This is a genomic window from Mesorhizobium album (assembly GCF_033977205.1).
GTDB classification, from domain to species: Bacteria; Pseudomonadota; Alphaproteobacteria; order Rhizobiales; family Rhizobiaceae; genus Mesorhizobium; species Mesorhizobium album.
Genome location: NZ_JAVIIW010000017.1, coordinates 18,785 through 40,745 on the forward strand (window position 1 = coordinate 18,785; position 21,961 = coordinate 40,745).

The 21,961-nt window shown below is 64.5% G+C and carries 18 protein-coding genes; 3 read left to right on the plus strand and 15 right to left on the minus strand.

Going from position 1 to position 21,961, the window contains the following annotated elements:
- The gene (locus RFN28_RS15775; RefSeq protein WP_320288248.1) at window positions 1-909 is read left to right on the plus strand and encodes a LysR family transcriptional regulator; all 909 of its coding nucleotides are present in this window, start codon (window positions 1-3) and stop codon (window positions 907-909) included.
- A gap of 6 nt (window positions 910-915) precedes the next feature.
- Here the strand turns inward: RFN28_RS15775 and RFN28_RS15780 are convergent, their stop codons facing one another.
- The 7 genes from RFN28_RS15780 to RFN28_RS15810 all read right to left on the minus strand — a co-directional run bounded on the left by RFN28_RS15780 (window position 916) and on the right by RFN28_RS15810 (window position 9,572).
- Window positions 916-2,937, minus strand: a complete 2,022-nt coding sequence (locus RFN28_RS15780) for an ABC transporter ATP-binding protein (RefSeq protein ID WP_320288249.1) — start codon at window positions 2,935-2,937, stop codon at window positions 916-918.
- On the minus strand, window positions 2,930-3,814 hold the full coding sequence (locus RFN28_RS15785) for an ABC transporter permease (RefSeq protein ID WP_320288250.1): 885 nt from the start codon (window positions 3,812-3,814) through the stop codon (window positions 2,930-2,932). The genes RFN28_RS15780 and RFN28_RS15785 overlap by 8 nt, the downstream gene beginning before the upstream one ends.
- Entirely contained in the window at window positions 3,811-4,764 is a 954-nt protein-coding gene (locus RFN28_RS15790; RefSeq protein ID WP_320288347.1) for an ABC transporter permease, read from the minus strand. The genes RFN28_RS15785 and RFN28_RS15790 overlap by 4 nt, the downstream gene beginning before the upstream one ends.
- A gap of 70 nt (window positions 4,765-4,834) precedes the next feature.
- Entirely contained in the window at window positions 4,835-6,499 is a 1,665-nt protein-coding gene (locus RFN28_RS15795; protein WP_320288251.1) for an ABC transporter substrate-binding protein, read from the minus strand.
- A 365-nt stretch (window positions 6,500-6,864) separates the two neighbouring features.
- On the minus strand, window positions 6,865-7,968 hold the full coding sequence (locus RFN28_RS15800) for a mandelate racemase/muconate lactonizing enzyme family protein (RefSeq protein WP_320288252.1): 1,104 nt from the start codon (window positions 7,966-7,968) through the stop codon (window positions 6,865-6,867).
- A gap of 15 nt (window positions 7,969-7,983) precedes the next feature.
- Window positions 7,984-8,688 (minus strand): GntR family transcriptional regulator, encoded by a 705-nt coding sequence (locus RFN28_RS15805; RefSeq protein WP_320288253.1) that lies wholly within the window; start codon window positions 8,686-8,688, stop codon window positions 7,984-7,986.
- Window positions 8,689-8,780: 92 nt separating this feature from the next.
- Window positions 8,781-9,572 carry a HalD/BesD family halogenase gene (locus RFN28_RS15810; protein WP_320288254.1) on the minus strand — a complete coding sequence of 264 codons (792 nt, stop codon included), beginning with the start codon at window positions 9,570-9,572 and terminating at the stop codon, window positions 8,781-8,783.
- 104 nt (window positions 9,573-9,676) lie between these two features.
- On the opposite strand from RFN28_RS15810, the gene RFN28_RS15815 reads away from it, so the two are divergent.
- Window positions 9,677-10,615, plus strand: coding sequence for a LysR substrate-binding domain-containing protein (locus tag RFN28_RS15815; RefSeq protein ID WP_320288255.1), 939 nt, complete (start codon window positions 9,677-9,679; stop codon window positions 10,613-10,615).
- A 9-nt stretch (window positions 10,616-10,624) separates the two neighbouring features.
- On the opposite strand, the gene RFN28_RS15820 is transcribed toward RFN28_RS15815, so the two are convergent.
- From RFN28_RS15820 to RFN28_RS15830, 3 genes are read right to left on the minus strand one after another with little or no spacing between them, the layout of a single operon-like run.
- On the minus strand, window positions 10,625-11,779 hold the full coding sequence (locus tag RFN28_RS15820) for an efflux RND transporter periplasmic adaptor subunit (protein ID WP_320288256.1): 1,155 nt from the start codon (window positions 11,777-11,779) through the stop codon (window positions 10,625-10,627).
- A gap of 15 nt (window positions 11,780-11,794) precedes the next feature.
- Window positions 11,795-14,995, minus strand: coding sequence for an efflux RND transporter permease subunit (locus RFN28_RS15825; protein WP_320288257.1), 3,201 nt, complete (start codon window positions 14,993-14,995; stop codon window positions 11,795-11,797).
- Window positions 14,989-15,327, minus strand: a complete 339-nt coding sequence (locus RFN28_RS15830; protein ID WP_320288258.1) for a hypothetical protein — start codon at window positions 15,325-15,327, stop codon at window positions 14,989-14,991. The genes RFN28_RS15825 and RFN28_RS15830 overlap by 7 nt, the downstream gene beginning before the upstream one ends.
- 150 nt (window positions 15,328-15,477) lie before the next feature.
- Here RFN28_RS15830 and RFN28_RS15835 point away from each other — a divergent pair, with 150 nt between their 5' ends.
- Window positions 15,478-16,059 carry a TetR/AcrR family transcriptional regulator gene (locus RFN28_RS15835; RefSeq protein ID WP_320288259.1) on the plus strand — a complete coding sequence of 194 codons (582 nt, stop codon included), beginning with the start codon at window positions 15,478-15,480 and terminating at the stop codon, window positions 16,057-16,059.
- A 302-nt stretch (window positions 16,060-16,361) separates the two neighbouring features.
- Here the strand turns inward: RFN28_RS15835 and RFN28_RS15840 are convergent, their stop codons facing one another.
- The 5 genes from RFN28_RS15840 to RFN28_RS15860 all read right to left on the minus strand — a co-directional run bounded on the left by RFN28_RS15840 (window position 16,362) and on the right by RFN28_RS15860 (window position 21,695).
- Entirely contained in the window at window positions 16,362-17,384 is a 1,023-nt protein-coding gene (locus tag RFN28_RS15840) for a LacI family DNA-binding transcriptional regulator (RefSeq protein WP_320288260.1), read from the minus strand.
- A gap of 59 nt (window positions 17,385-17,443) precedes the next feature.
- Window positions 17,444-18,238, minus strand: coding sequence for an ATP-binding cassette domain-containing protein (locus tag RFN28_RS15845; RefSeq protein ID WP_320288261.1), 795 nt, complete (start codon window positions 18,236-18,238; stop codon window positions 17,444-17,446).
- A 3-nt stretch (window positions 18,239-18,241) separates the two neighbouring features.
- Window positions 18,242-19,228 carry an ABC transporter permease gene (locus tag RFN28_RS15850; protein ID WP_320288262.1) on the minus strand — a complete coding sequence of 329 codons (987 nt, stop codon included), beginning with the start codon at window positions 19,226-19,228 and terminating at the stop codon, window positions 18,242-18,244.
- 104 nt (window positions 19,229-19,332) lie between these two features.
- On the minus strand, window positions 19,333-20,265 hold the full coding sequence (locus tag RFN28_RS15855) for a substrate-binding domain-containing protein (RefSeq protein ID WP_320288263.1): 933 nt from the start codon (window positions 20,263-20,265) through the stop codon (window positions 19,333-19,335).
- Between the two features lie 272 nt (window positions 20,266-20,537).
- Entirely contained in the window at window positions 20,538-21,695 is a 1,158-nt protein-coding gene (locus RFN28_RS15860) for a fumarylacetoacetate hydrolase family protein (protein WP_320288264.1), read from the minus strand.
- Window positions 21,696-21,961: the final 266 nt, after the last annotated feature.

The following is a 21,961-nucleotide window of genomic DNA, read 5'->3' on the forward strand; positions in this document are numbered from 1 at the left end:
ATGGACACCGAGAATCTGCGCAGTTTCCTCGAGGTCGCGGAGCATGGCAGCTTCACCGTTGCCGCCCATCGGCTGAACCTGGCGCAGTCCACCGTCAGCGCGCGCATTCGCGGCCTGGAAGAACAGTTGGGGCGCAAGCTGTTCGTCCGCGACAGCGACGGCGTCACGCTCACACCGGCCGGCCGGCAGTTCCTGCCGCATGCCTCCACGATCACCCGGACCTGGGAGCAATCGCGCCAGGACATCGCCGTTCCCGATGGCTACGAGACGCTGCTGAGGTTGACCGCACCCGCCTATCTCTGGGACAGCATCACCTCGCCCTGGATCGGCTGGATGCGAGCGAAGCGGCCTAACGTGGCCCTCAGGCTTGAAGGCAGCTTCCCCGATCTGGCGATCGACCAGATAGCGGAAGGCCTGCTCGATATCTGCATCCTCTATCTGCCCAGGCCGCACCCCGGCATCGTCTATGAGACATTGGCCGTCGATCAGGTGGTTCTCGTCCAGCACACGGCGCAGGCCGGGCCGTGGACGCAGAACTACATCCTGATGGACTGGGGGCTGGAGTTCCGCGTCGAGCACGACCGCGCCTTTGCCGGCATGGTGAAACCGGCGATCTCGGCCGGCCTGGTGTTCATCGGCCTGCAGCATGTGCTGTCGCAACGGGCGGCCGCCTATCTGCCGCTGAGCGCGGTCAGCGCTCATATTGAGCGCGGCGAGTTGAGGCGCGTCGAGGATACGCCGGTGTTCCAGCGCCCGATCTACCTTGCCTATCCGGAGAACCCGGCATCTTCCGATGCTCTCGACATTGCCTTGACGGGCCTGCGTACGCTGGCCGGCAACCTGTCGAACGATCAAGCCTTCGCAGAGAGCGACCGCGCCTTCAGCATGGCAGGCGTGGCGGCATTCTGATGGCGGTCAGGCCGGCTCCACGGCCTTCGGCCTCTGCAGCCTTGCCAGTTCCGCAAAAGGAATATGGCAGCGGATCGTGTGCCCGGGCTCGGCCTCTGAAAGCTCCGGCTCCTGCGTCTCGCAGATGGCGCCGATCTTGCGCGGGCAGCGCGTGTGGAAGACGCAGCCCGTCGGCGGATTGGCCGCGCTCGGTATTTCGCCGTCGAGGCGGATGCGCGAGCTCTCCGTCCGGTCGAGTTTTGGGACGGCCGACAGCAGCGCTTCGGTGTAGGGATGATGCGGTCCGGAAAACACCGCTTCCGACGGCCCGAACTCCATGATGCGGCCGAGATAGAGCACGGCGATCTTGTCGGACAGATAGCGCACCACGCCGAGGTCGTGCGAGATGAAGATGTAGCTGACATCCTGCCTCGACTGCAGGTCGGCCAAGAGGTTGAGGATTGCCGCCTGCACCGACACGTCGAGCGCCGAGGTCGGCTCGTCGCAGACGACGATGCGCGGCTCGCCGGCAAAAGCGCGCGCGATCGCCACGCGCTGCTTCAATCCGCCCGACAGCTGGCGCGGCTTGAGCGCCAGATGCCGGTCGGTGAGGCGCACCGAGCGCACAAGTTCTTCGAGGCGTGTATCCAGCGTCTTGCCGGTGAGGCCGCCCAGCCGCTTCAAGGCGCGGCTGAGGATGTGCCGGATCGAATGCGAGCGGTTGAGCGCCGAGTCCGGGTTCTGGAAGACGATCTGCACCGCCTTGACCTGGTCCTCCGAGCGGCTGGCAAGCCGCGGCGCCAACGGCTTGCCCTCAAGCTCGATCGAGCCGCCCTCGTCTGGCGGGACGAGGCCGAGCAAAAGCCTGGCGAAGGTGGTCTTGCCGCTGCCGGATTCGCCGACCAGGCCGAGCGTCTCGCCGGGCCTCAGGCTGACCGAGACATCCTTCACCGCCCTCAGCGGACGGCCATAGCTGGCATAGGTCTTGTTCAGCCCCTCGACCTGCAGCACCGGCGGCGCCTGCTTGGGCGCGGTCGCCGTGACATCGGCGGGCGTGGCGCGCGGCAGCGACTGCGCCTTATCATGGTAGTGGCAGCGCGACAGCCGGCCTTCACCCAGATCGTAAAGCGGCGGCGGTTCGCTGCGGCAGCGCTCCGTCGCCAACGCGCAGCGGTCGACGAAGGCGCAGCCGACGATATTGGCGCCGATGCCGGGCAGGAAGCCGGGGATGGTGTCGAGGCGTCCTTGGTCCTTGCGCTGGCCGCCGCGCGGAAGGCAGCGCAGCAGCGCCACCGTGTAGGGATGGCGCGGATCGTTGAAGACGTCCTTCGTCGAGCCTTCCTCGACCAGCATGCCGGCATAGAGCACGCCGACCCGGTCGCACATGTTGGAGACCACCGCGAGGTTGTGGCTGATGAACAGGATCGAGGCCGACAGCCCGCGCCGCAACTGCGCGATCAGGTCGAGCACCTCGGCTTCGACCGTCGCGTCGAGGCCGGTCGTCGGCTCGTCGAGGATCAGCATCGACGGATCGTTGGCGAGTGCCATGGCGATCGCCACGCGCTGCTGCATGCCGCCGGAGAGCTGGTGCGGATAGCGCTGCATGACGCTCACCGGATCGGAGATGCGCACAAGGTTCAGCATCGCGATCGCCTTGTCGGCGGCGGCCTGACCTGAGATGCCGGCTAGTTCGAAGATCTCGGTCAGCTGGCGGGCGATGCGCAGCGACGGGTTCAGTGCCTTGCCCGGATCCTGATAGACCATCGACACGCTTTCCGCGCGGGCGCGCCGCAAGGCTTCACCGTCGAGCTTCATCACGTCCTGGCCGTCGAGCGCGATCGAGCCGCCGGTGATCGAGCCGTTGCGCGGCAGGTAGCGCACCACCGACAGTGCCGCCGTGGACTTGCCGCAGCCGGACTCGCCGACCAGCCCGTAGGCTTCGCCGCGGCCGATGGTGAAGCTGACATTGCGCAGCACCGCCCGGTTGCGGCCGCCGACGCGATAGGCGACCGAGAGATCGTTGAGCTCGAGCGCGTTCTTGTCAGTCATTGAACGCTCCATGGACGCCGTCGGCCACCAGGTTGACGCCGATCACCAGCGAGGCGATGGCCAGCGCGTCGAACAGCACCGTCCACCAGAAGCCGCCGCCGATCATGCCGTAATTGCTGGAGATCGAAAGCCCCCAGTCGGGGGAGGGCGGCTGGATGCCGAAGCCCATGAAGGAGAGCGTTGCGACGGCGAAGATGGCATAGCCGAGCCGCACCGTCGTCTCGACAAGGATCGGCGGGATGACGTTGGGCAGGATCTCGACGAACATGGTGTGCAGCGCGCCCTCGTGGCGAAGCTTGGCCGCGGCGACATAGTCGAGCTCGCGTTCGGCCAGCACCGCCGAGCGCACTGTGCGGGCGATGATCGGCGCGAAGCTCAGGCCGATGACGATGATGACGGTTATCTTCGAGGTGCCGAGCGCGACGATGGCGAGCAGCGCGATGATGACCACTGGGATCGCCATGAAGGCTTCCAGCACGCGGCTGACGATATCGTCGACGATGCCGCGGAAATAGCCGATCAGCAGACCGAGCGCGGTGCCGGCGACGGTCGCGAGCAATGTCGCTAGCGGCGCCACCGTCAGGATGTCGCGCGAGCCGACGATGACGCGCGAGAACACGTCGCGGCCAAGCTGGTCGGTGCCGAACCAGTGCTCGGCCGATGGCGGCGCCAGCGCGTTGATGATGTCGTTTGCCAGCGGATCATAGGGGACAAAGTGCTCGCCGAACAGCGCGCAGACGATCCAGAACAGGACGATGGCAAGCCCGGTCAGGAAGGTGCCGGACCTCAAGAGCGAATCCAGCACCTCGCCCCACGGGCCACGCCGCGGCGTGGTGTCTTGCGCAGGCACGCCGGCGGGAGTGTCTGTCGCGCTCATTGCTCTGCCCCCAGCCGGATGCGTGGATTGAGCACGGAATAGAGGAAGTCGGCAATCAATGTGGCCACCGCATAGACGATGCCGATGGTGAGGATGCCGGCTTCGAGCATCGGGAAATCCTTGCCGCGCGCGGCGGTGAAAATCAGCGAGCCGATGCCCTGGTAGCGGAACAGCGTCTCGATCACGACCAGGCCGCCGATCAGGTAGCCGGTCTGTGTGGCGATGACGGTGATGGTCGGCAATAGCGCGTTGCGCAGCACATGCCGCCAGATCACCGTGCGCCACGGCAGACCTTTAAGCACCGCAGTGCGCGTATAGTCGGAATCGAGCGCCTCGATCATGCCGGACCGCGCCATGCGGGCAATATAGCCGAACAGCACCAGGAACAGCGGCAGCGACGGCAGGATGAGATAGTAGAGCTGGGTGAAGAAGCCGGCGCCTTTCGGCCAGGCGGCGGCGATCGGCAGCCAGCGCAGCCAGACCCCGAAGATCAGGATCAGGATGATGCCGGTGACGAATTCCGGCAGCACTGTCACCGACAGGCCGCCGAGGCTGATGATGCGGTCGAGCGGCCGGTTGAGGTTGAGCGCGGCGATAATGCCGCCGAGGATGCCGATCGGCACCACCAGCACGAAGGCGACAAGCGCCAGCTTCATCGAATGGCCGAGCGCCTCGATGACGAAGGGCGCGACCGGCGCGCGGAAGATATAGGACGTGCCCATGTCGCCATTGAGGAAGTTCCAGATCCAGGTTCCGTACTGGACGAGCAGCGGCCGGTCGACGCCGAGCGAGTGGTTGAGCGTGTCGACGGCGCGTTGGTCGGCAAACGGCCCAAGGATGGCGCGCCCGACATTGCCGGGCAGCACCTGGCCGCCGAGGAACACCATGACGCTGAGCAGGAACAGCGTGATGAGCGACAGGCCGAGGCGCCGAACAAGGAAGGCGAGGATGGCGAATACTCCTATTGGAGCCGGCTCCCCGCGGAGAGCCGGCCGTCAGGGATAAGCTTGTCCGCTCCCGTCAGGCCTTCGAGGCCTTCTCGAGGAACAGCTGCGACATGGCGGTGGGCTGCACGCCCGCCACGCCTTTCGCCGTCGCCGTAAGGTAGTCGTAGAAATAGCCGAAGATGACCGGCGTTTCCTCAAGCAGCAGCTTCTGGATCTTGCCGGCGGTGGCCTTCTGCGCCTCGAGGTCGAGGGCTGCGATGTAGCTGGTCGCCAGCTGATCATAGTCCTTGTTCTTGAAGTGCGCGGCATTCCACGTGCCGTCGCTCTTCAGCGGCGCCGCGAGATAGACGTTCGGCACGCCTCGGTGGCCGTAATCGGTGATGCCCATCACCGAATCCAGCCAATTCGACTTGCCGAACACCGCATCGCCGTAATAGGCGCCCTGATCGAGGATGTTGAGCTCGAGCTCGATGCCGATTTCCTTGACCCAGTTCTGGATGAGCTGGGCGTATTCGGGGATTTCGAGATAGCGCTCGGTGGTCAGCGTCACCTTGAAGCCTTTGCCGGCGCCGGCCGCTTCCATCAGTTGCTTGGCCTGCGCGATATCCTGCTCACGCTGCGGCACGCTGGGATCGGTCGACGGATAGACAGCCGCGAACGGGCTGTCGTTGCCTTCCTGGGCGCGGCCCTTCATCAGGCCGGCAACGAGCTTCTTGCGGTCGATGCTGAGCGCGATCGCCCGGCGCACGCGCGGATCCTTGAACGGATCGGAATCGCACTGCATATGCAATTGCTGGTGGGCCACCGACTTCAGGCTGATGATATCGACATTCGGATCGTTGAGCAGGCCGACACCGGCAAGCACCGGCATCTGGTTGATGATGTCGATCTGGCCGCCCTGCAGCGCCAGGATCTGCGGCTGGATGTCGGTGAAGAAGGTGAATTCGGTGCGCTCCGGTAGCGCCTTCTCGCCCCAGTAATCCTCATTGCGCACGAACGAAGCGCCGACTTTGGCGGTGTATTTTTCGAGCTTGAAAGGACCGGTGCCGTCGAAACTCTGTTCGTAGCCGCCCTTGTAGCTCGCCGGGATGATGACGGCGTTGTAGTTATCGGACGACACCATGTAGGGAAAGTTGCCGTTCGCCGCGTCGAGGTGGAACTCGACCGTATAGTCGTCGACCTTCCTGGTCGCGCCCTTCTTCAGGATGCCATTGAACACCGATAGCGCGTTGGACGAGTTGGCTGGATCGGCCAGCCGGTCGATGCTTGCCACCACGTCCTCGGCCTTCATCTCGCCGCCGCTGTGGAATTTGACACCCTTGCGCAGTTTGAAGGTCCACACCGTGCCGTCGGCATTCGGTTTCCAGCTTTCGGCCAGCGCCGGCTTCAGCACCAGGTCAGGGCCGTCGACGCAGAGGAATTCAGCGACCTGCTGCATCACCACCAGACCGCCGGCATCGGCGATGGTGACCGGGTCGATCGCGGCGGCCGGCACGCTGCTGCCGACGCGGATGGTGGCACCGGGCGCGCCTGCGGCGCGGGCGAGCGAGGGCGCGGCGCCGAAGCCCGCGGCCATGCCGATGCGGCCGAGCAGCGGCAGCGACAGGCCGAGCAGGCTGCCGTGGCGCACGAAATCGCGGCGGCTGACGCGGCCGTCGATAAGGCCGTCGATGAGGTGGTTTTCGAGCGGCGTGCGGTTGCGCCGGATGAGATCGAGAATGCGACAGTTCTTGCTCATGGGTCTAAGCCCTTCCCCAGTTTTGTGGTTGGCGAGTGCATTCCGTTTGACGATTTCCGTGGAGTTCTCCGGTCCCGGCCATCGTCAAGAATTCCAATCGATCGAACTCTAGCATGCAGTTTGCTCCGATCCATCCGCCGCTTGTGGCGGGAAGGTCAGATTTTCTTGATGCATGGCTTACCCGTCTAACGGTCCCGATCGAAATCGCGGCCGCTTTTTCCATTCGGTATTTTGCCGTCTCCTTTCCTTTGACGATCTCCTGGTTCAGATCGGCGAGAAGCCGTCGATTTCGCCGGACACCCAGACGTAAGGCGCTTCCAGCCTGTAGTTGATCGGCGTTGCCGTGATGCGCCTGATCTTCATTTTCAGCTGATCTCGAAGAAGGGCTTTCCGAGAAGGTCCGGCACGACATCGATGCCTAGGCCGGGACCGTCGGGAATCCCCATTCGGCTGCCCGTCACCGGCGGCTTGTTGGAGGCGGTGCGCACCGTCACCCATTCGTGGAACGCGATGGCGTGCAGGCGCCGTTCCTCCGGTGTCGACAGCGACAGATGCGCCATCGCGGCTGTATCGATCTCGGCGCCGCCGGTGTCCTCGACGGTGATCATGAAGCCGAGATCGACGGCGACGTCGCGGATCTGACGGGTCTGGGTCACGCCGCCCAGCCGCGAAATCTTCAGCGTCAGCCCGTCGGCCGCCCCCCGGCGATGGATTTCCAGCATCTCCCCGAGCGTAGTGACGGATTCGTCGAGCACCATCGGCTTGTCGAGCATCCGGCGCACAGACATGTTCTCCTCGATCGTCGTGCAGGGCTGTTCGAACGTGTAGTCGATGCCGCGTGTGGCGTCGGCGAACTGGCGCGCCTGGTAGGGCGTCCAGCCGGCATTGGCGTCGCAGAAGATCACCGTTCCCTTCGGCACGGCCCCGGCCACTGCCGTAACGCGCTCGATGTCGTCGCGCACATTGCCGCCGACCTTGACCTGCAGTCGGTGGTAGCCCTCGGCGACGATGCGCTTGGCAAGCGCCGCCATCTGGTCGACCGTGCCGTGGGTGACGACCCGGTAGAGCTCCGCCGTCTCGCTCTCGCGTCCGCCGAGCATCATCACCAGCGGCACGTCGGCGGCGCGAGCGGCGAGATCCCAGCAGGCCATGTCGAGCGCGGCCTTGATGTAAGGATGGCCCTTGAACACCGTGTCCATCAGCCTGCTGATGCCGGCCAAGCCGCGCGGATCGCGGCCGATCAAATGCGGCGCGATTTCCGGCACGCCCGCGCGCGTTCCCGCCGGAAATGCGGCGGAGTAGAAATTGCCGAGCGGCGCCATCTCGCCCCAGCCGGTCACGCCGGTGTCGGAGGTGATGGCGACGATCACCGCGTCGAAGCAGTCGGCGACGCGCCCCTTCGACATGCGGTAGGGCCCGTCCACGAAGGGCTGCACGACATGATAGGCTTTTATGCTTTTGATCTTCACGTTGTTGTCCCGTTGTCAGCGACGACGTTCAGCGCCCTTCGAAGCGCGCTCTTCAAGGCCGCGCGCAAAGGCAAGAAGCTCTTCGAAATCGTCGTCGATATGCTCGCGCGCATGGCGCTGGGCGGCGCGCATGTCCGTGCCCTTGAGCAGCGCCACATAGGTCTCGTGCAAATCCTCGGCCGGCACCGGCTCGTTGCGCGCCCGCTGATGCAGCGCGAAATACATCTGCAGCCGGCTGGTCAGCCGCTGCCAGGTTTCCAGCAGCACCGAATTGTCGGCCCACTCGTAGATCAGTCCGTGCAGCCGCAGCGCCGCCTCGATCTGACGCGTGGTGTCGAGCGACCGCGTCGCCTGCTTGACCGCTTCATGGCGGCGGTCGAGCTCATCGAAGAAGCGCTGGTCGCGCTGCGGCCAGGTGAGCTCGATGGCGAAGTCGTCGAGCACCTTGTTGAGCGAATAGGCGTCGACGATGTCCTTGGCGGCAACGTCGATGACGAAGGTTCCGGCATAGGGAATGCTGGCGAGAATGCCTTCCTGCACCAGCTCGCGCATCGCCTCGCGCAGCGGCGCGCGGCTCACTCGCATCTGCTCGGAGATGCGTAGCTCGTTGAGCTTCTGCCCGGGCTCCAACTGGCCGGTCAGGATGGCGCGTCTGAGCAACGCCACGATCTCGGCCCTGCGCGTGGTGTCCGCGATCGGACTGAAATCCAGCTTGCTCATGCGCCCACTCCGGATGAACCGGGCGCAAGATAAGCAGGTTGTCGACAATCTAACAAGGTTCAATTTGGTGCGACGGGTTAGAATTAGCGTCGTCAGGCTGCGCGGCCATAGAAGCCGATCCGCTCTTCCTCGGTGAACATCACCCCCGGGCGCTCGTAATAGGAGAACACCGCTATCATACGCTCGCGCTCACCCTCGACTGTGGTCACTTGATGCGCGGTGTTCTTGCCGCGGAAGACATTCAGCGTGCCGGCCTTCATGCGCAGGACCTTGGCTTCGGGGTCTCGTCCTTCGAGCAACCTGGCCACGCCGTCATAGTTCGGATTGTCGTCCGAGCGGAGGTCGGTGCGATATTCGAAGTCGCCGCCGCGCTCCGGCGCCTGCAGAAGCAGCGTCGTGGTGAATTCCGAACGGTCGAAATGCCAATTGAGCGCCTCGCCGGCGCGGTAGCCCATGACGTTGGCGCGTGCGAGCGGATCCTGCATGACATGCAGTTGCGGCTTGCCCATTGTCGCCGCCAGGAACCGCACCAGCGGCTCGTAGTCATAGATCGACAGAACGATGCTGCCCGGAATCTGGTCGGCGCAGACGGTATGGCTGATCGTCTCGACCTTGCGCAGGGCCGGGTGGTCGGGCGCGAGCTCCGGGATTGACGGCTTGAAGTAGATGTTGTGCACACGCTTGTGGGGGTGCGAGCGCATGTCCATCACCGGACGGATTTCCGCGACGGCCTTCTCGGCAACGCCCGGGCGCAGGAAGCCTTCCAGGTTGAACATGCCGTTTGCTTTAAGCGCGGCAATGGAATCCTCAACAAGGTGCTGCCATTCGGGGCTGCCTTCGCGGTCGAGCGGGTAGCGGTCCAGGTCGAGAATGTCATTGATCATCGGGTTCCTCCACAAATCCGAGGTCACTACACAACAAGGAAATCTTTGCTACAACGCCGAAAATTGTTATGGTTGCGCAAGAAAATCTTATGGAGGGGTAGGCCGTGGAAAAGCTTCCACCGTTGAATGCGGTGCGGGCCTTCGAGGTAGCCGCCCGCACTGGCAGTTTCACGCTGGCCGCCACCGAGCTCGGCGTCTCGTCGGCGGCGGTCAGCCAGCAGATCCGCAATCTGGAAGACTGGTTCAGCAAGCAGCTCTTTGTGCGCAACGGCAACCGCATCGCGCTCACCGACGCCGGCCATGCCATCTATCCGCAGACGGCGCGGGCGCTGGGCGAGATCGCGGCGGTCGGCCGGCGCATGCTGGAGGGCGGCTTGAGGACGCGCCTTGTCGTCAGCGTGCCGTTCTCGCTGGCCGAGCTGTGGCTGGCGCCGCGCCTGGCGGCGTTGCTTTCCGGCTTTCCGCAGATGCCGATCGATGTCCGCGTCGAGGACGATCCCGTCGATGTCGTGCGCCAGAACATCGACCTGCGCATCAGCTATGGCGATTATCACTATCCGGCGCTCAAGATGGTCCGCCTCGTCCACGACGATGTGTTGCCGGTCGCGTCGCCAGAGTTCTGGCAGCACTACGGCAACGAAGCCTTCGACCTGTCGAGGATACACGAGAGCCAGTTCATCCATACCAACTGGGGGCCGAACTATGCATCGCATCCGACCTGGGCGGACTGGTTCGCGGCGGCGGGCGGCAATCGCGCGCCGGACCCCTCGCATGGCCGCCGCGTCGGTCTCTCCAGCCTGGCGATCGGCGCCGCGAGGCTTGGGCTGGGAATAGCGCTGGGGCAGAGGGCGATGGCCAGCACGGACCTCGAAGCGGGGCGGCTGCTCGCGCTGTCGTCCGTCTCGGTTCGGCTTGGCCAGCCCTATTGCGCCTTCATGCTTCCAGCCAAGGCCGAACGCGCCGACATCGCCGGCTTGGTCGCGCTGCTCAACAAAACGGCGCCCTCGGCGTGTGAGCCGAGGGCGCCGTCGGACCGGGACTGATGGGGGTTATCAGCTGGCCGGTTTCGGTTGCGGCAAGGGAGAAACCGGCATTCCGGGTCCGATCTTCTGCAGGTTGCCCGTGATCACCTGGTCGCCTTCGGAGATGCCGGAGGTGACCGAGATCAGGTCGCCGTCGGTCGGGCCGAGCGAAACCAGCTTCTGGTCGACCGTGTTGCCCTTGCCGACCACATAGAGGTACTTGCCGAGCTGGCTGGAGCCGAGCGCCACCTGCGGCACCATCAGCGTGTTGGGCTGCTCCTTCACATGCAGCCGCACACGCACATACTGGCCGGGCAGCAGCGTGAACTTAGCGTTGCCGATCGTGGCGCGGGCCGTGATCGTGCCGGTCGAATGATCGATCGTGTTGTCGATGAAGGTGAGCTGGCCTTTCTGGCTGGGCTCGGTCTCGCCCGGCAGCAGCACATCGACCGCGATCGGCCCTGCGGCCTTCGCTTGCTCGATCTGCACGAGATCGGTCTCGCTCGGATTGAAGGTGACGTAGATCGGGTCGAGCTGCACCAGCGTGTTGAGCACCGTGCCGGCAACGCTCACCAGCGTGCCGACGGAAGCCTGGTTGCGGCCGATGCGTCCCGGGAACGGCGCCTTGATTTCGGCATAACCGAGATTGAGCTCGGCCGTCCGCAGCGCGGCGCGGTCGACCGCCAGCGCTGCCTCCGCCCCACGCAACGTGCTGGTGCGCTGGTCGAAGCTGTCCTTGGCAAGGTAGCCGTTCTTGGCGAGCTCGCTGCCCCGGCCGAGGTTCGAGCGTGCGTAATCGAGCGTCGCGGTGTCGCGCTCGACCTGTGCCTTGGCCTGGTCGAGTGCTGCCTGGTAGTCCTGGGGCGCGATCTTGTAGAGCAGGTCGCCCTGCTTGACGTCGCTGCCGTCCGCAGCTGTCTGCTCCTCCAGATAGCCCGGCACGCGCGCTTGCAGCGTGATGCTGCGGATCGGCTCGACGCGCGCGGCGTAGTCGAGATAGATCGGCAGCGTCTTCTTGACGACATTCACCACCGGCACCGGCATGACGAAGGTCTTGGGCGCAGGTGCCGCGCCCGCCGTGCTGGCGTTGAGGCTGAGATTGCCCATGTCGAGCAAATGCACGCTCGCCACCGAGATCGCGCCCAGCGCGACGGCCGTTCCCAAAGCGATTTTCCATCTACGCATGAAGTCTCTCCAATCTTATTCGGCTGCCTCGGCGAGCGGCTGAAGCGCCGGCTCGGCGGTCGGTTCAATCTCTTGTTGGTGCGGGGCATACTGACGCCCCGTGGCAGGTTCGTTCTCGCTGCCGCGCTCGCGCAGCTTTTCGATGACCGCGTAGAAGACCGGCACGAAGACCAGCGACAGCACCGTCGCCGCCACCATGCCGCCGAAGACGGTTGTGCCGATCGACTGCCGGCTGGCCGCGCCCGCGCCCCTCGCGAACATCAGCGGCAACACGCCGAGGATGAAGGCGAAGGCCGTCATCAGGATCGGCCTGAGCCTCAGCCTTGCGGCTTCCATCGCCGCTTCGACGATGGTGAGGCCCTCATCGCGCCGCCGCCGGGCGAACTCCACGATCAGGATCGCATTCTTCGCAGCCAGGCCGATCAGCATGACGAAGCCGATCTGCGAGTAGACGTCGATCTGCATGCCGCGGGCGAGCAGCACGACGAAGGCGCCGAACAGGGCGAGCGGCACCGCGAGCAGCACCATGAAAGGCATCGCGAAGCTTTCATACTGCGCCGCCAGGATCAGGAAGACGAAGACGATCGCCAGCCCGAAAACGATCGAGGCGATCGATCCGGCCTTGAGCTCCTGATAGGTGATGCCGGTCCACTCATAGCCGAAGTCGCGCGGCAGCACATTCGCCGCCGCCCGTTCCATGGCCGCCACCGCCTGTCCGGACGAGAAGCCCGGGGCAGCGCCGCCATTGATGAGGGCCGATGCGTTGTTGTTGTAGTGCGGCACTGTCTCCGGACCGACGATCGGCACCAGCCTGCCCAGCGTGCTCAGCGGCACCATGCCGCCGGAGGCGTTGCGCACATAGAGCCGCGAGATGTCGTTCGCATTTCCGCGCGCGTCCTTGTCGGCCTGGATCGTCACCCGGAAGGTGCGGCCGAACAGGTTGAAGTCGTTGACGTAGAGCGAGCCGAGATAGATCTGCAGCGTGTTGAACACGTCCGGCAGGTTGAGGCCGAGAAGCTTCGCCTTGCTGCGGTCGAGGTCGTAGTTGAACTGCGGCGTCGAGGTCGAGAAGGACGAGAACAGCTGCTGCGGGTTGAGCTCCGGCTGCTTGCGCGCCTCGGCGATCAGCGCCTGCGTGACCTCGTTGAGCGCGGCGCTGCCGCGGCCCGAAAGGTCCTCCACCTGGAACTCGAAGCCGCCGGTGGTGCCGAGGCCCGGGATCGAGGGCGGATCGAAGGAGAGCGCGAAGGCTTCCGGTATCTGCAGCAACTTGTTGCGGACCTCAGCGACCAGCTTCGAGGCGTTCTGGTCGGGCCCGCGCTCGTCCCAAGGCTTCAGGATGGCGAACTCGACAGCCGAATTCGACTGCGCGGCGCTGGTCAGGAAGTTCAGGCCGCTGATCGAGCCGACGATATCGACGCCGGGCGTGTTCTGCAGGACGTCGCGCGCCTTCTTGGCCACCGCATCGGTGCGTTCCAGCGAAGCGCCGTCCGGCAGCTGGATGACGACGAAGAAATAGCCCTGGTCCTCCACGGGGAGGAAGGTCGAGGGCAGCTTCTGCCAGACGAAATAGGTGGCAACCAGGCCGGCCGCGAACAAGCCGAGCATGGCCCAGCGCAGCTTGATCAGGATGCGCACGCCACGGGCATAGGCATGCGACAGCCAGTCGAAGCCGGCATTGAACCAGCGGAACAGCACGAACTGCGTCTCGCCGCGATGGCGCAGGAACGCGGCGCTTAGCGCAGGGCTCAGCGTCAGCGAGTTGAAGGCCGAGATGCCGACCGAGATCGCCACCGTCAGCGCGAACTGGTTGTAGAGCCGTCCCGAGACGCCGGGGATGAAGGCCACCGGGATGAACACCGCCCCGAGCACCGCAGTGGTTGCGATGATCGGCCCGGTCACTTCGGCCATCGCCGCGCGTGTCGCGGCAAGCGGCGCAAGGCCGGCTTCCAGTTGTCGCTCGACATTCTCGACCACGACGATTGCGTCGTCGACGACGAGGCCGATCGCCAGCACCATGCCGAGCAGCGAGAGCATGTTGAGCGAGAAGCCCAGCATGTACATCACCGCCAGCGTCGCGATCAGCGACACGGGGATGGCGATGGTCGGGATGATGGTCGTGCGCCAGCTCTGCAGGAAGATGAACACCACCGCCACGACCAGCACCAGCGCTTCGCCGAGGGTGATCAGCACGTCATGCATCGAGGCTGAGACGAAGCGCGTCGTGTCGTAATGCATGGCGTAGTGGACGCCCTTCGGGAAGCGCGCCGACAGTTCCTGCATCTTGTCCTTGACCCGCTGCTGCAGGTCGAGCGCGTTGGAGCCGGGCATCTGGTAGACGGCAAGCACCACCGTCGGATCCTTGCCGAAGAAGGCGGACGAGGAATATTGCAGCGCGCCGAGCTCGATGCGCGCGACATCGCGCAGCCGCACCAGCGAGCCGTTCTGCGAATTGGCGCGCACGACGATGTCGCCGAATTCCTTCGGGTCGCTCAAGCGGCCGACCGCGTTGACCTGCATCTCGAAGGCGGTGCCGGCCGGCGCCGGCGACTGGCCGATCTTGCCGGCCGCCACCTGCACGTTCTGTTCGGAAATGGCGTTCTGGACGTCGACGGCGGTGATGCCGAGATTGGCAAGCTTGTCCGGGTCGAGCCAGACGCGCATCGAATAGCGGCGCTCGCCGAATATCTGCACGTCGCCGACGCCGGGCAACCGCTTCAACGGGTCGACGACCTGCAGATAGGCGAGGTTGCTCAGCGCCACCGGATCGACGGAGCCGTCCGGCGAGGTGAGGTCGACGATCAGAACGAAATTGGGATTCTGCTTCTTGATCGTCACGCCGCCCTGGTTGACGATGGCCGGCAGGGAGGATGCGGCCTGCGAGACGCGGTTCTGCACATCGACTGCCGCGGTGCTCAGCGGATAGCCGACATCGAAGGTAATCGTGATGGTCGAGGAGCCGTCGTTCGAGCTCGTCGACGACATGTAGGTCATGCCCTGCACGCCGTTGATCTGCTGCTCGAGCGGCGTGGTGACCGTATCGGCCACCACCTGCGCGCTGGCCCCCGGATAGTGGGCGCTGACCACGACTTGCGGGGGCGTGATGTCGGGGAATTGCGAGACCGGCAGCAGGAAATAGGCGATCGCGCCGGCGAGCACCATGATGATGGCGATCGCCGATGCGAAGATCGGACGGTGGATGAAGAATTTCACCATGACGCGGATGCCTCGCCGAACGGTTTTGCGAAATGGCGCATGCGCCGGGCCCGGCCGGAGCCCGAGTCCTCTAAGAAGGGTGGCAGGAATTCATCGTCCGGCGCCTGTTCTGCCGCGCGCGAGCGCAGCATCCGCTCGAAGGCCTTGGGATCGATCCCGTCCGCCTTCATCACCAACCGGATCATCGGATCCCGGATGGCTTCGTCGATCGTCAGGTCTTTACGCTTTTGCATAGGAGTGGCTCCTTGCTTGCGGCCCGCATCGCATGACCACGGGTCGTTTTTTCTCGTTTTCACCGGCCGAAGCCGCATGACAGGCAGGTTTTGTCCCATCTCGCTCTGGCCGGGCCTATCGGTAGGCCTTGTCGTTGACGGGAAGCGACATAGGTGTTACCAGTAAGTAACATTCTGGAAGTTACAGATCGGTAACATCCTAGTCAAGAGGTGTGCCGAGGGATTTTTGGGAAACGAAAGGAGAGCATGATGGCAGATGGCGTCGTGGAGCGCTCTCGCCCCCGGGATCGAATCCTGGAGACGGCGCAGGACATGTTCCACAAGCACGGCATCAAGGGCGTTGGCGTCGACGCTATCACCGAGGCGGCCGGCACCAACAAGATGACGCTCTATCGTCACTTCGAGTCCAAGGACGAGCTGATCATCGAATGCCTGCGCGCCACGGCAGCGAAGGCTTCCAGGATCTGGGACGATTTCGAGGCCCGGCATCCCGGCGACAAGCTCGCACAGCTCCATGCCTGGGTTCACAAGGCGTCAGAAATGCTCAGCGCCGACAGCCGCGGCTGCGATATGGCCAATGCTGCCGTCGAGCTCAGCGAGAGCGATCATCCGGCAAGGCGCGTCATCAAGGAATTGAAGGAAGCTCAGCGAGAAAAGCTCGTGGCGCTCTGCCGTGACGCCGGCATCGGCCAGGCCGAGTTGCTCGCCGACACGTTGTCGCTGCTTCTCGAAGGCGCGCGCGTCTCGATGCAGAGCGTCGGCGCCGAAGGTCCGAGCGCGCAGTTCGTGCGCATGGCCGAGAGCCTGATCGCTTCGTTCAGGGCGCGCTGATTCCGAACTCGGAAGTCTCCCCTCATCCGGCCGCTTCGCGGGTGAGGGGGATTCCGCGGTCGCCGCGTCCCTGCAGGCAAAAGAAAAGCCCGCTGCCGGGAGGAGGAGGCAGCGGGCTCGATTTCGAATACGGCGCGGGAGGAGGTGCACCGCATTCACCGTCGGTGTCTGGGAGGAGGTAGACATCCGACATGCCCATAACTAGGGTGTGCCCAACGATTCGGCAACTGCGAAACGTGCATAGCTGGTGTGCAGATTCGCGGGATCAATCGTCTGACAAATCCCGCAAGGCCGGCCAGAACCTACTGCACCGGCACATTTTCCTTGAAGATCAGCCGTGGCTCGATGAATTTCTTGGTCAGGTACGGCGCCGATGAGGCGATCGAGCCGAGCAGGCGGATCACCGATTGCTCGGCGATGAGCCGCGCATTCTGGTCGATGACGACGTCGGCGAGGTCGTCGACAAGATAGCGGCGCGTTTCCTTGGTCAGGTCGTGACAGATGAACACCGGCTTCTTGCGCGGCTTGGCTTCGAGCAATGCCTTCGCCACGCCCGAGCGCCCGGCGCCGACGCAATAGATGCCGAGCAGTTCAGGCTCGTTGTGCAGCGCCTTCATGGTCGCGCGGTAGCTGGCGTCCGGCTCGTCGTTGATCTCGACGGCACTGGACACGGTGAGATTGGGAAACTCTTCGGCGAGTACCGACCGAAAACCCATCTCGCGCTCCTCATGGCCGCGATAGGAGCGCGAGCCGACCACCATGGCCAGATGCCCGGTCCGGCCACCCAGGAAGCGGCCCATCAACAGCGCCGCCGTGCGCCCCGCCACGCGGTTGTCGATGCCGACATAGGCCGAGCGGGGTGCTGCCGGCACGTCCGAGACCAGCGTCACGAGCCTGATGCCGGCCTCGACCAGCTCGCGCAGAATGTTGCGCGTGCGCGGATGGTCGACGGCGATGACGCCGACGCCATTGGCCTTGAGCGAGAGGTTCTCGACCGCGCCCTGCAGCGCCGCCGGCGAGATGCCGGCGAGATTGTGGATGCGGCAGGAGGCGACCAGCGGCAGGCGCCCGGCATAGTCCTCGATATGATGGGCAAGATCCGCCATGAAGGCGTTGCTGCCGATCGGCAGGAAGAATTCGAGATGCGCCGGCTTCGACGGCAGCACGACCTGGTCGAGGGTCGGCAGATAGCCGAGCTGCTTGGCCGCCTCCATCACCCGCTGCCGGTTGGCGGCGCTCGCGCCCGGCCGGTTGTTGAGCACCCTGTCGACCGTCGCGGTCGACAGGCCGCAGCTTCTGGCGATGTCGGCTACGGTGGCTTTCATGGGTCCAGTCATAGGATGGGATGCGAGCCCCTGTCAGGCCAAATCAACGCCAGGCCGCATCAGCCGTGCGGCTGCGGGCCTTCGGCGATGGCGTCGCGGATCTCCTTGTCCGACATGCCGGTGATGATCCGCTCGACCTCGGCGACGGTGGTCTTCTTCGGGTCGATGTCGTCGGCCACCACCTTGCCGCGGCGCATCACCACGATGCGGTCGACCACCTGGAAGACATGGTGGATGTTGTGGGCGATGAAGATGCAGGAGTGGCCGGAATCGCGGGCGCTGCGCACGAAGCTCAAGACGCCTTGCGTCTCGGCGACGCCGAGATTGTTGGTCGGCTCGTCGAGGATGATGAGGTCGCTGTCGAAATGCATGGCGCGCGCGATCGCCACCGCCTGCCGCTCGCCGCCAGAGAGCGAGCCGATCGGCGTCGTCGGCGGGATGTTTTTCGAGATGCCGACCTGCTTGAGCAGATCGCGCGCGACCGTATTCATCGCCTCCTGGTCCATGCGGTTCAGGAAGCGCGGCGGCTTGATCGGCTCGCGCCCGAGGAACAGGTTGCGGGCGATCGACAGCTGCGTGACGAGCGCGGAGTCCTGGTAGATCGTCTCGATGCCTTCCGCGATGGCGTCGCTGGTGTTGCGGAAGTTCACCTTCTGGCCGCGCACGAAGATGTCGCCGCTGGTCAGCGGCACCGCGCCCGACAGCACCTTGATCAGCGTCGACTTGCCGGCGCCGTTGTCGCCGAGCAGCCCGACGATTTCCCTTTCATTGACGTGGAAATTGGCGTCCACCAGCGCCTGCACGCGCCCGTAGGACTTGCGGATGTTTACCATGCGGATGAGCGGTTCGGCCATGGTTCACGTCCCTGCCTGGTGCCGGCGTTCGAGCCATGAATGCAGCGCCATCATGCCAAGGATGATCGCGCCGATGAAGATGTTGTAGGCGAGCCCCGGCACGCCGATCAGCACGATGCCGTTGCGCATCACGCGCAGGATCAGGATGCCGAGCACCGTGCCGATGATGGTGCCGCGCCCGCCGGTCAGCGCCGTGCCGCCGATCACCACCATCGCGATCACTTCGAGCTCGTAGCCGGTACCGCTGTTGGGATTGGCCGCCGAAGTGCGGAGCGACGAGATGACGCCTGCGAGCGAGGCCATCACCGCCGAGAGCACGAACAGGCCGGCCTTGACGCGGCTGACGTTGACGCCGCGTGCACGGGCGGCATTGGGATTGCCTCCCGCCGCCTGGATCCAGTTGCCGGTGCGGCTCTGCGTCAGCACATAGCCAAGCAGGAGTGCGGCGCCGATGAACCAGAACAGCGAGGCATAGATACGGAACGGACCGATGTAGAAATCGCCGACCAGGATTTCGGCAAGCCAGCTGCCTTCCGCGCTCCAGGTGCGTTGCGGAAAGCCGTCGGTGACGAACAGCGCGGTGCCGCGCACGACGAGCAGCATGCCGAGCGTCACCAGGAAGGACGGGATCTTGAGCCGCGTGACGAACCAGCCATTCACCAGTCCGATCAAGGCCGCGACCACCAGAGCAATGGCGAAACCCACCCCGAGCGAGGTGACGCCGCCATTGAACAGCGTCCACATCAGCACCGGCGAGAAGCCGAACAGCGAGCCGACCGAGAGATCGAATTCGCCCGATGTCATCAGCAGCGTCATCGCCAGCGCAATCAGGCCGAGCTCGACGGTGAAGGCGAGGATGTTGGAGATATTCTGCGGCGACAGGAAATCGGGGTTGATGGACCAGAAGACGACGAGTTCAACGATCAGCAGCACCAGCGGGCCGAATTCCGGCCTCGCGACGAAACTTTGGATGAGGGAACGGTTTTCCATGGCGCCCGCGACCTGAGTGAACCTGGCTGGAAGCCCGCGCGGCGGCAGGCTCGGCGAAAGCAATGGCCGTGGCCGCGCAGGCGGCCACGGCCATTGGTCGCGGATTACTTGCCGGACAGGATCTTGTCGTAGACGCCGGCGGTGTCCTTTTCATAGAGCGCGCCGGTGATGACGTTGAAACCCGGAGGAATGCCGGCCGAGGCCATCGCAGCCATCGACAAGGCAATGTAGCTGGTCGCCTGCGGGTCCTGCCACTGCGCGGCATTGACGTAGCCGTTCAGCACTTCCTGGGTGGTGTCGAGCGAGTTGCCCCAGCCGACGACCGGGATTTCGCCAGGCTTGATGCCGACCTGGTCGAAGACGCGCTTGACCGAGCCGGTGACGAGGTCGCCGAGGCCGATCATGGCCTTCACCTTGCCCTTGTGGGCAGTGAGGTAATCGACCATGCGGTTGATTACTTCGGCCTGGTCGAGCGTCGCTTCGGTCACCTCATAGGTGATGCCGAGCGGCGCGAACACGCTCTTGATGCCTTCCTCTTCCTGGACGCCGTAGGTGGCGCCGGGCACCTCGACCGGCATCCACACGAAGTCGCCCTTCTTCACCAGGCCTTTGTCGACCAGATACTGCGCCCAGTGCTTGCCGAAAGTCGTGTTGTCGCCGCCGACATAGGCGTTGAAGTTCGCCTTCGGGTCGGGGGTGTTGAAGTTGATGATCGGGATGTTGGCCGCGCGGGCCTCCTTGACGAGTTCAACGAGGCTGCCCGGATCGGGACTGGTGGTGGCGATGCCGTCGGCCTTGGCCGAGATGGCGGTGCGGATGGCTTCCTGCTGCGAGGCGACGTCGCCATTGTGGAACGAGGTGTTGACGGTGTTGCCGGTGTCCTTCGCCCATTGTTTGGCGCCGGCGAGGAAATAGGTCCAGACCGGATCGGCCGGTCCGCCATGTGAAATCCAGTAGAATGTCTTGGCCTCGGCCATCGCCGGAATGGCGATCGCCGCGATCAAGCCAAGCACGAGCAGTCTCAGCCTCGATAGCATTCGATTTCCTCCCATGTTGAAAATCACCTCCACATCAGCGCGATGCGGTCCAAAAACCGCATCTCCTGCCAGCGCCGACCGGATGCTTTAGAGCATTCCCTTTTTCGGTCGCTGGCAAGCCTCCATCGCCAATGGATGTTGGCACAGGCGCGCACGCCATCAACAATCCCATCAGATTGCATCAGTTCAGGTGCTATTTCTCGGGGCAAGCGGCGCCGTCAGCCCATCAGCCTCTCTGGATGGGCTCAGGACAGCGTCGCCTTGGCGCGGCGCTAGATGAGACCGGCCCTGGCGAGGTCGCGCATGAGGTGGCTGGCGCCGTAGGTCCAATGCGGGCAGTCCGGCGACAGCCGCACGCGGTTAACCAGCGCGCCGAGCTTCTCCGACGAGATGGTGACGATGTCGCCGACCTTGTGGGTGAATCCCTTGCCTTTCTCGCCGCGATCCTTCGACGGCACGAACATGGTGCCGAGATAGAGCGCCAGCCCGTCCGGATACTGGTGATGCGGCCCCATCGCGGCCCTGACCAGTTCTTCCGGCGAGCGGCTGATCTCGGCCATCGAGCTCGCCCCCTCCAGCGAGAACCCGTCCTCGCCCTCGACGCTGAGGCGCACCGTGGCGCGTTTGACGTCGTCGATGGAGAAAGTCTCGTCGAACAGCCGGATGAACGGCCCGAGTGACGCCGAGGCATTGTTGTCCTTGGCCTTGCCGAGCAGCAGCGCCGAGCGCCCTTCGACATCGCGCAGATTGACATCGTTGCCCAGGGTGGCGCCAACGATGCGGCCCGAGCTGTCGGCGATCATGGCGATCTCCGGCTCCGGATTGTTCCAGGTCGAGACGGGGTGCAGCCCGACATCGGCGCCGAAGCCGACGGAGGCCATCGGCTGACACTTGGTGAAGATCTCGGCATCTGGGCCGATGCCCACCTCCAGATATTGCGACCAGGCGCCGCGCGAAATCAGCTTGGCCTTGATCTCCATCGCTTCCGGCGAGCCGGGCTTCAGCTTCGAGAGGTCATGGCCGATCAGTCCGGCGATGTCGGCACGGATGGCATCTGCTTTCTCGGCCGAGCCGCGCGCCTGCTCCTCGATGACTCGCTCGAGCAGGCTGACGACGAAGGTGACGCCCGAAGCCTTCACTGCCTGTAGGTCGACGGGGGAAAGCAGGATCGGCTTCTTCGCATCGCGCCTGGCCTCGAAGCTGTTGGCTGCGATGTCTTCGAGCGCGCCTATCGCCTTGCCCTCGGCCGAGCGCACGTAGCCGGCCGGGTCCTTCATCTCGCAAAGGTCGCGCACCGTGGGCGCCGTGCTCGACGTGATGTCGATTACCTTGCCGTCCCGCACCGTCACCACCAGCGGATGAGACGCTTCGCTGGTCCTGGCGCGGCCGATGAAAAGCCCCTCGGCGGGCAGGGGGGTTGGGTCGGTCATGGTCTTGTTTCCTCTCGATTGGCGGATTGACTTGCCGCCTCCGGTCGATTGATCGTGAGGCATCCGTCATTGGGGCGGCAATCTCAACAAATTCCTCCCAAAGGTCCACCCCGATTGATGGCCTTGTCCCCTTGTCGAGGCAGATCGCCGACAACGGCTCTGGCTCCCCTCTCGGCTTCCCTGTGTCCCAAACGACAAAGTCGAAACGCTCTTTCAAATACATGAAATCGACAATAGGATTTTCACGAAGCTCCAGCGCCTCAGGT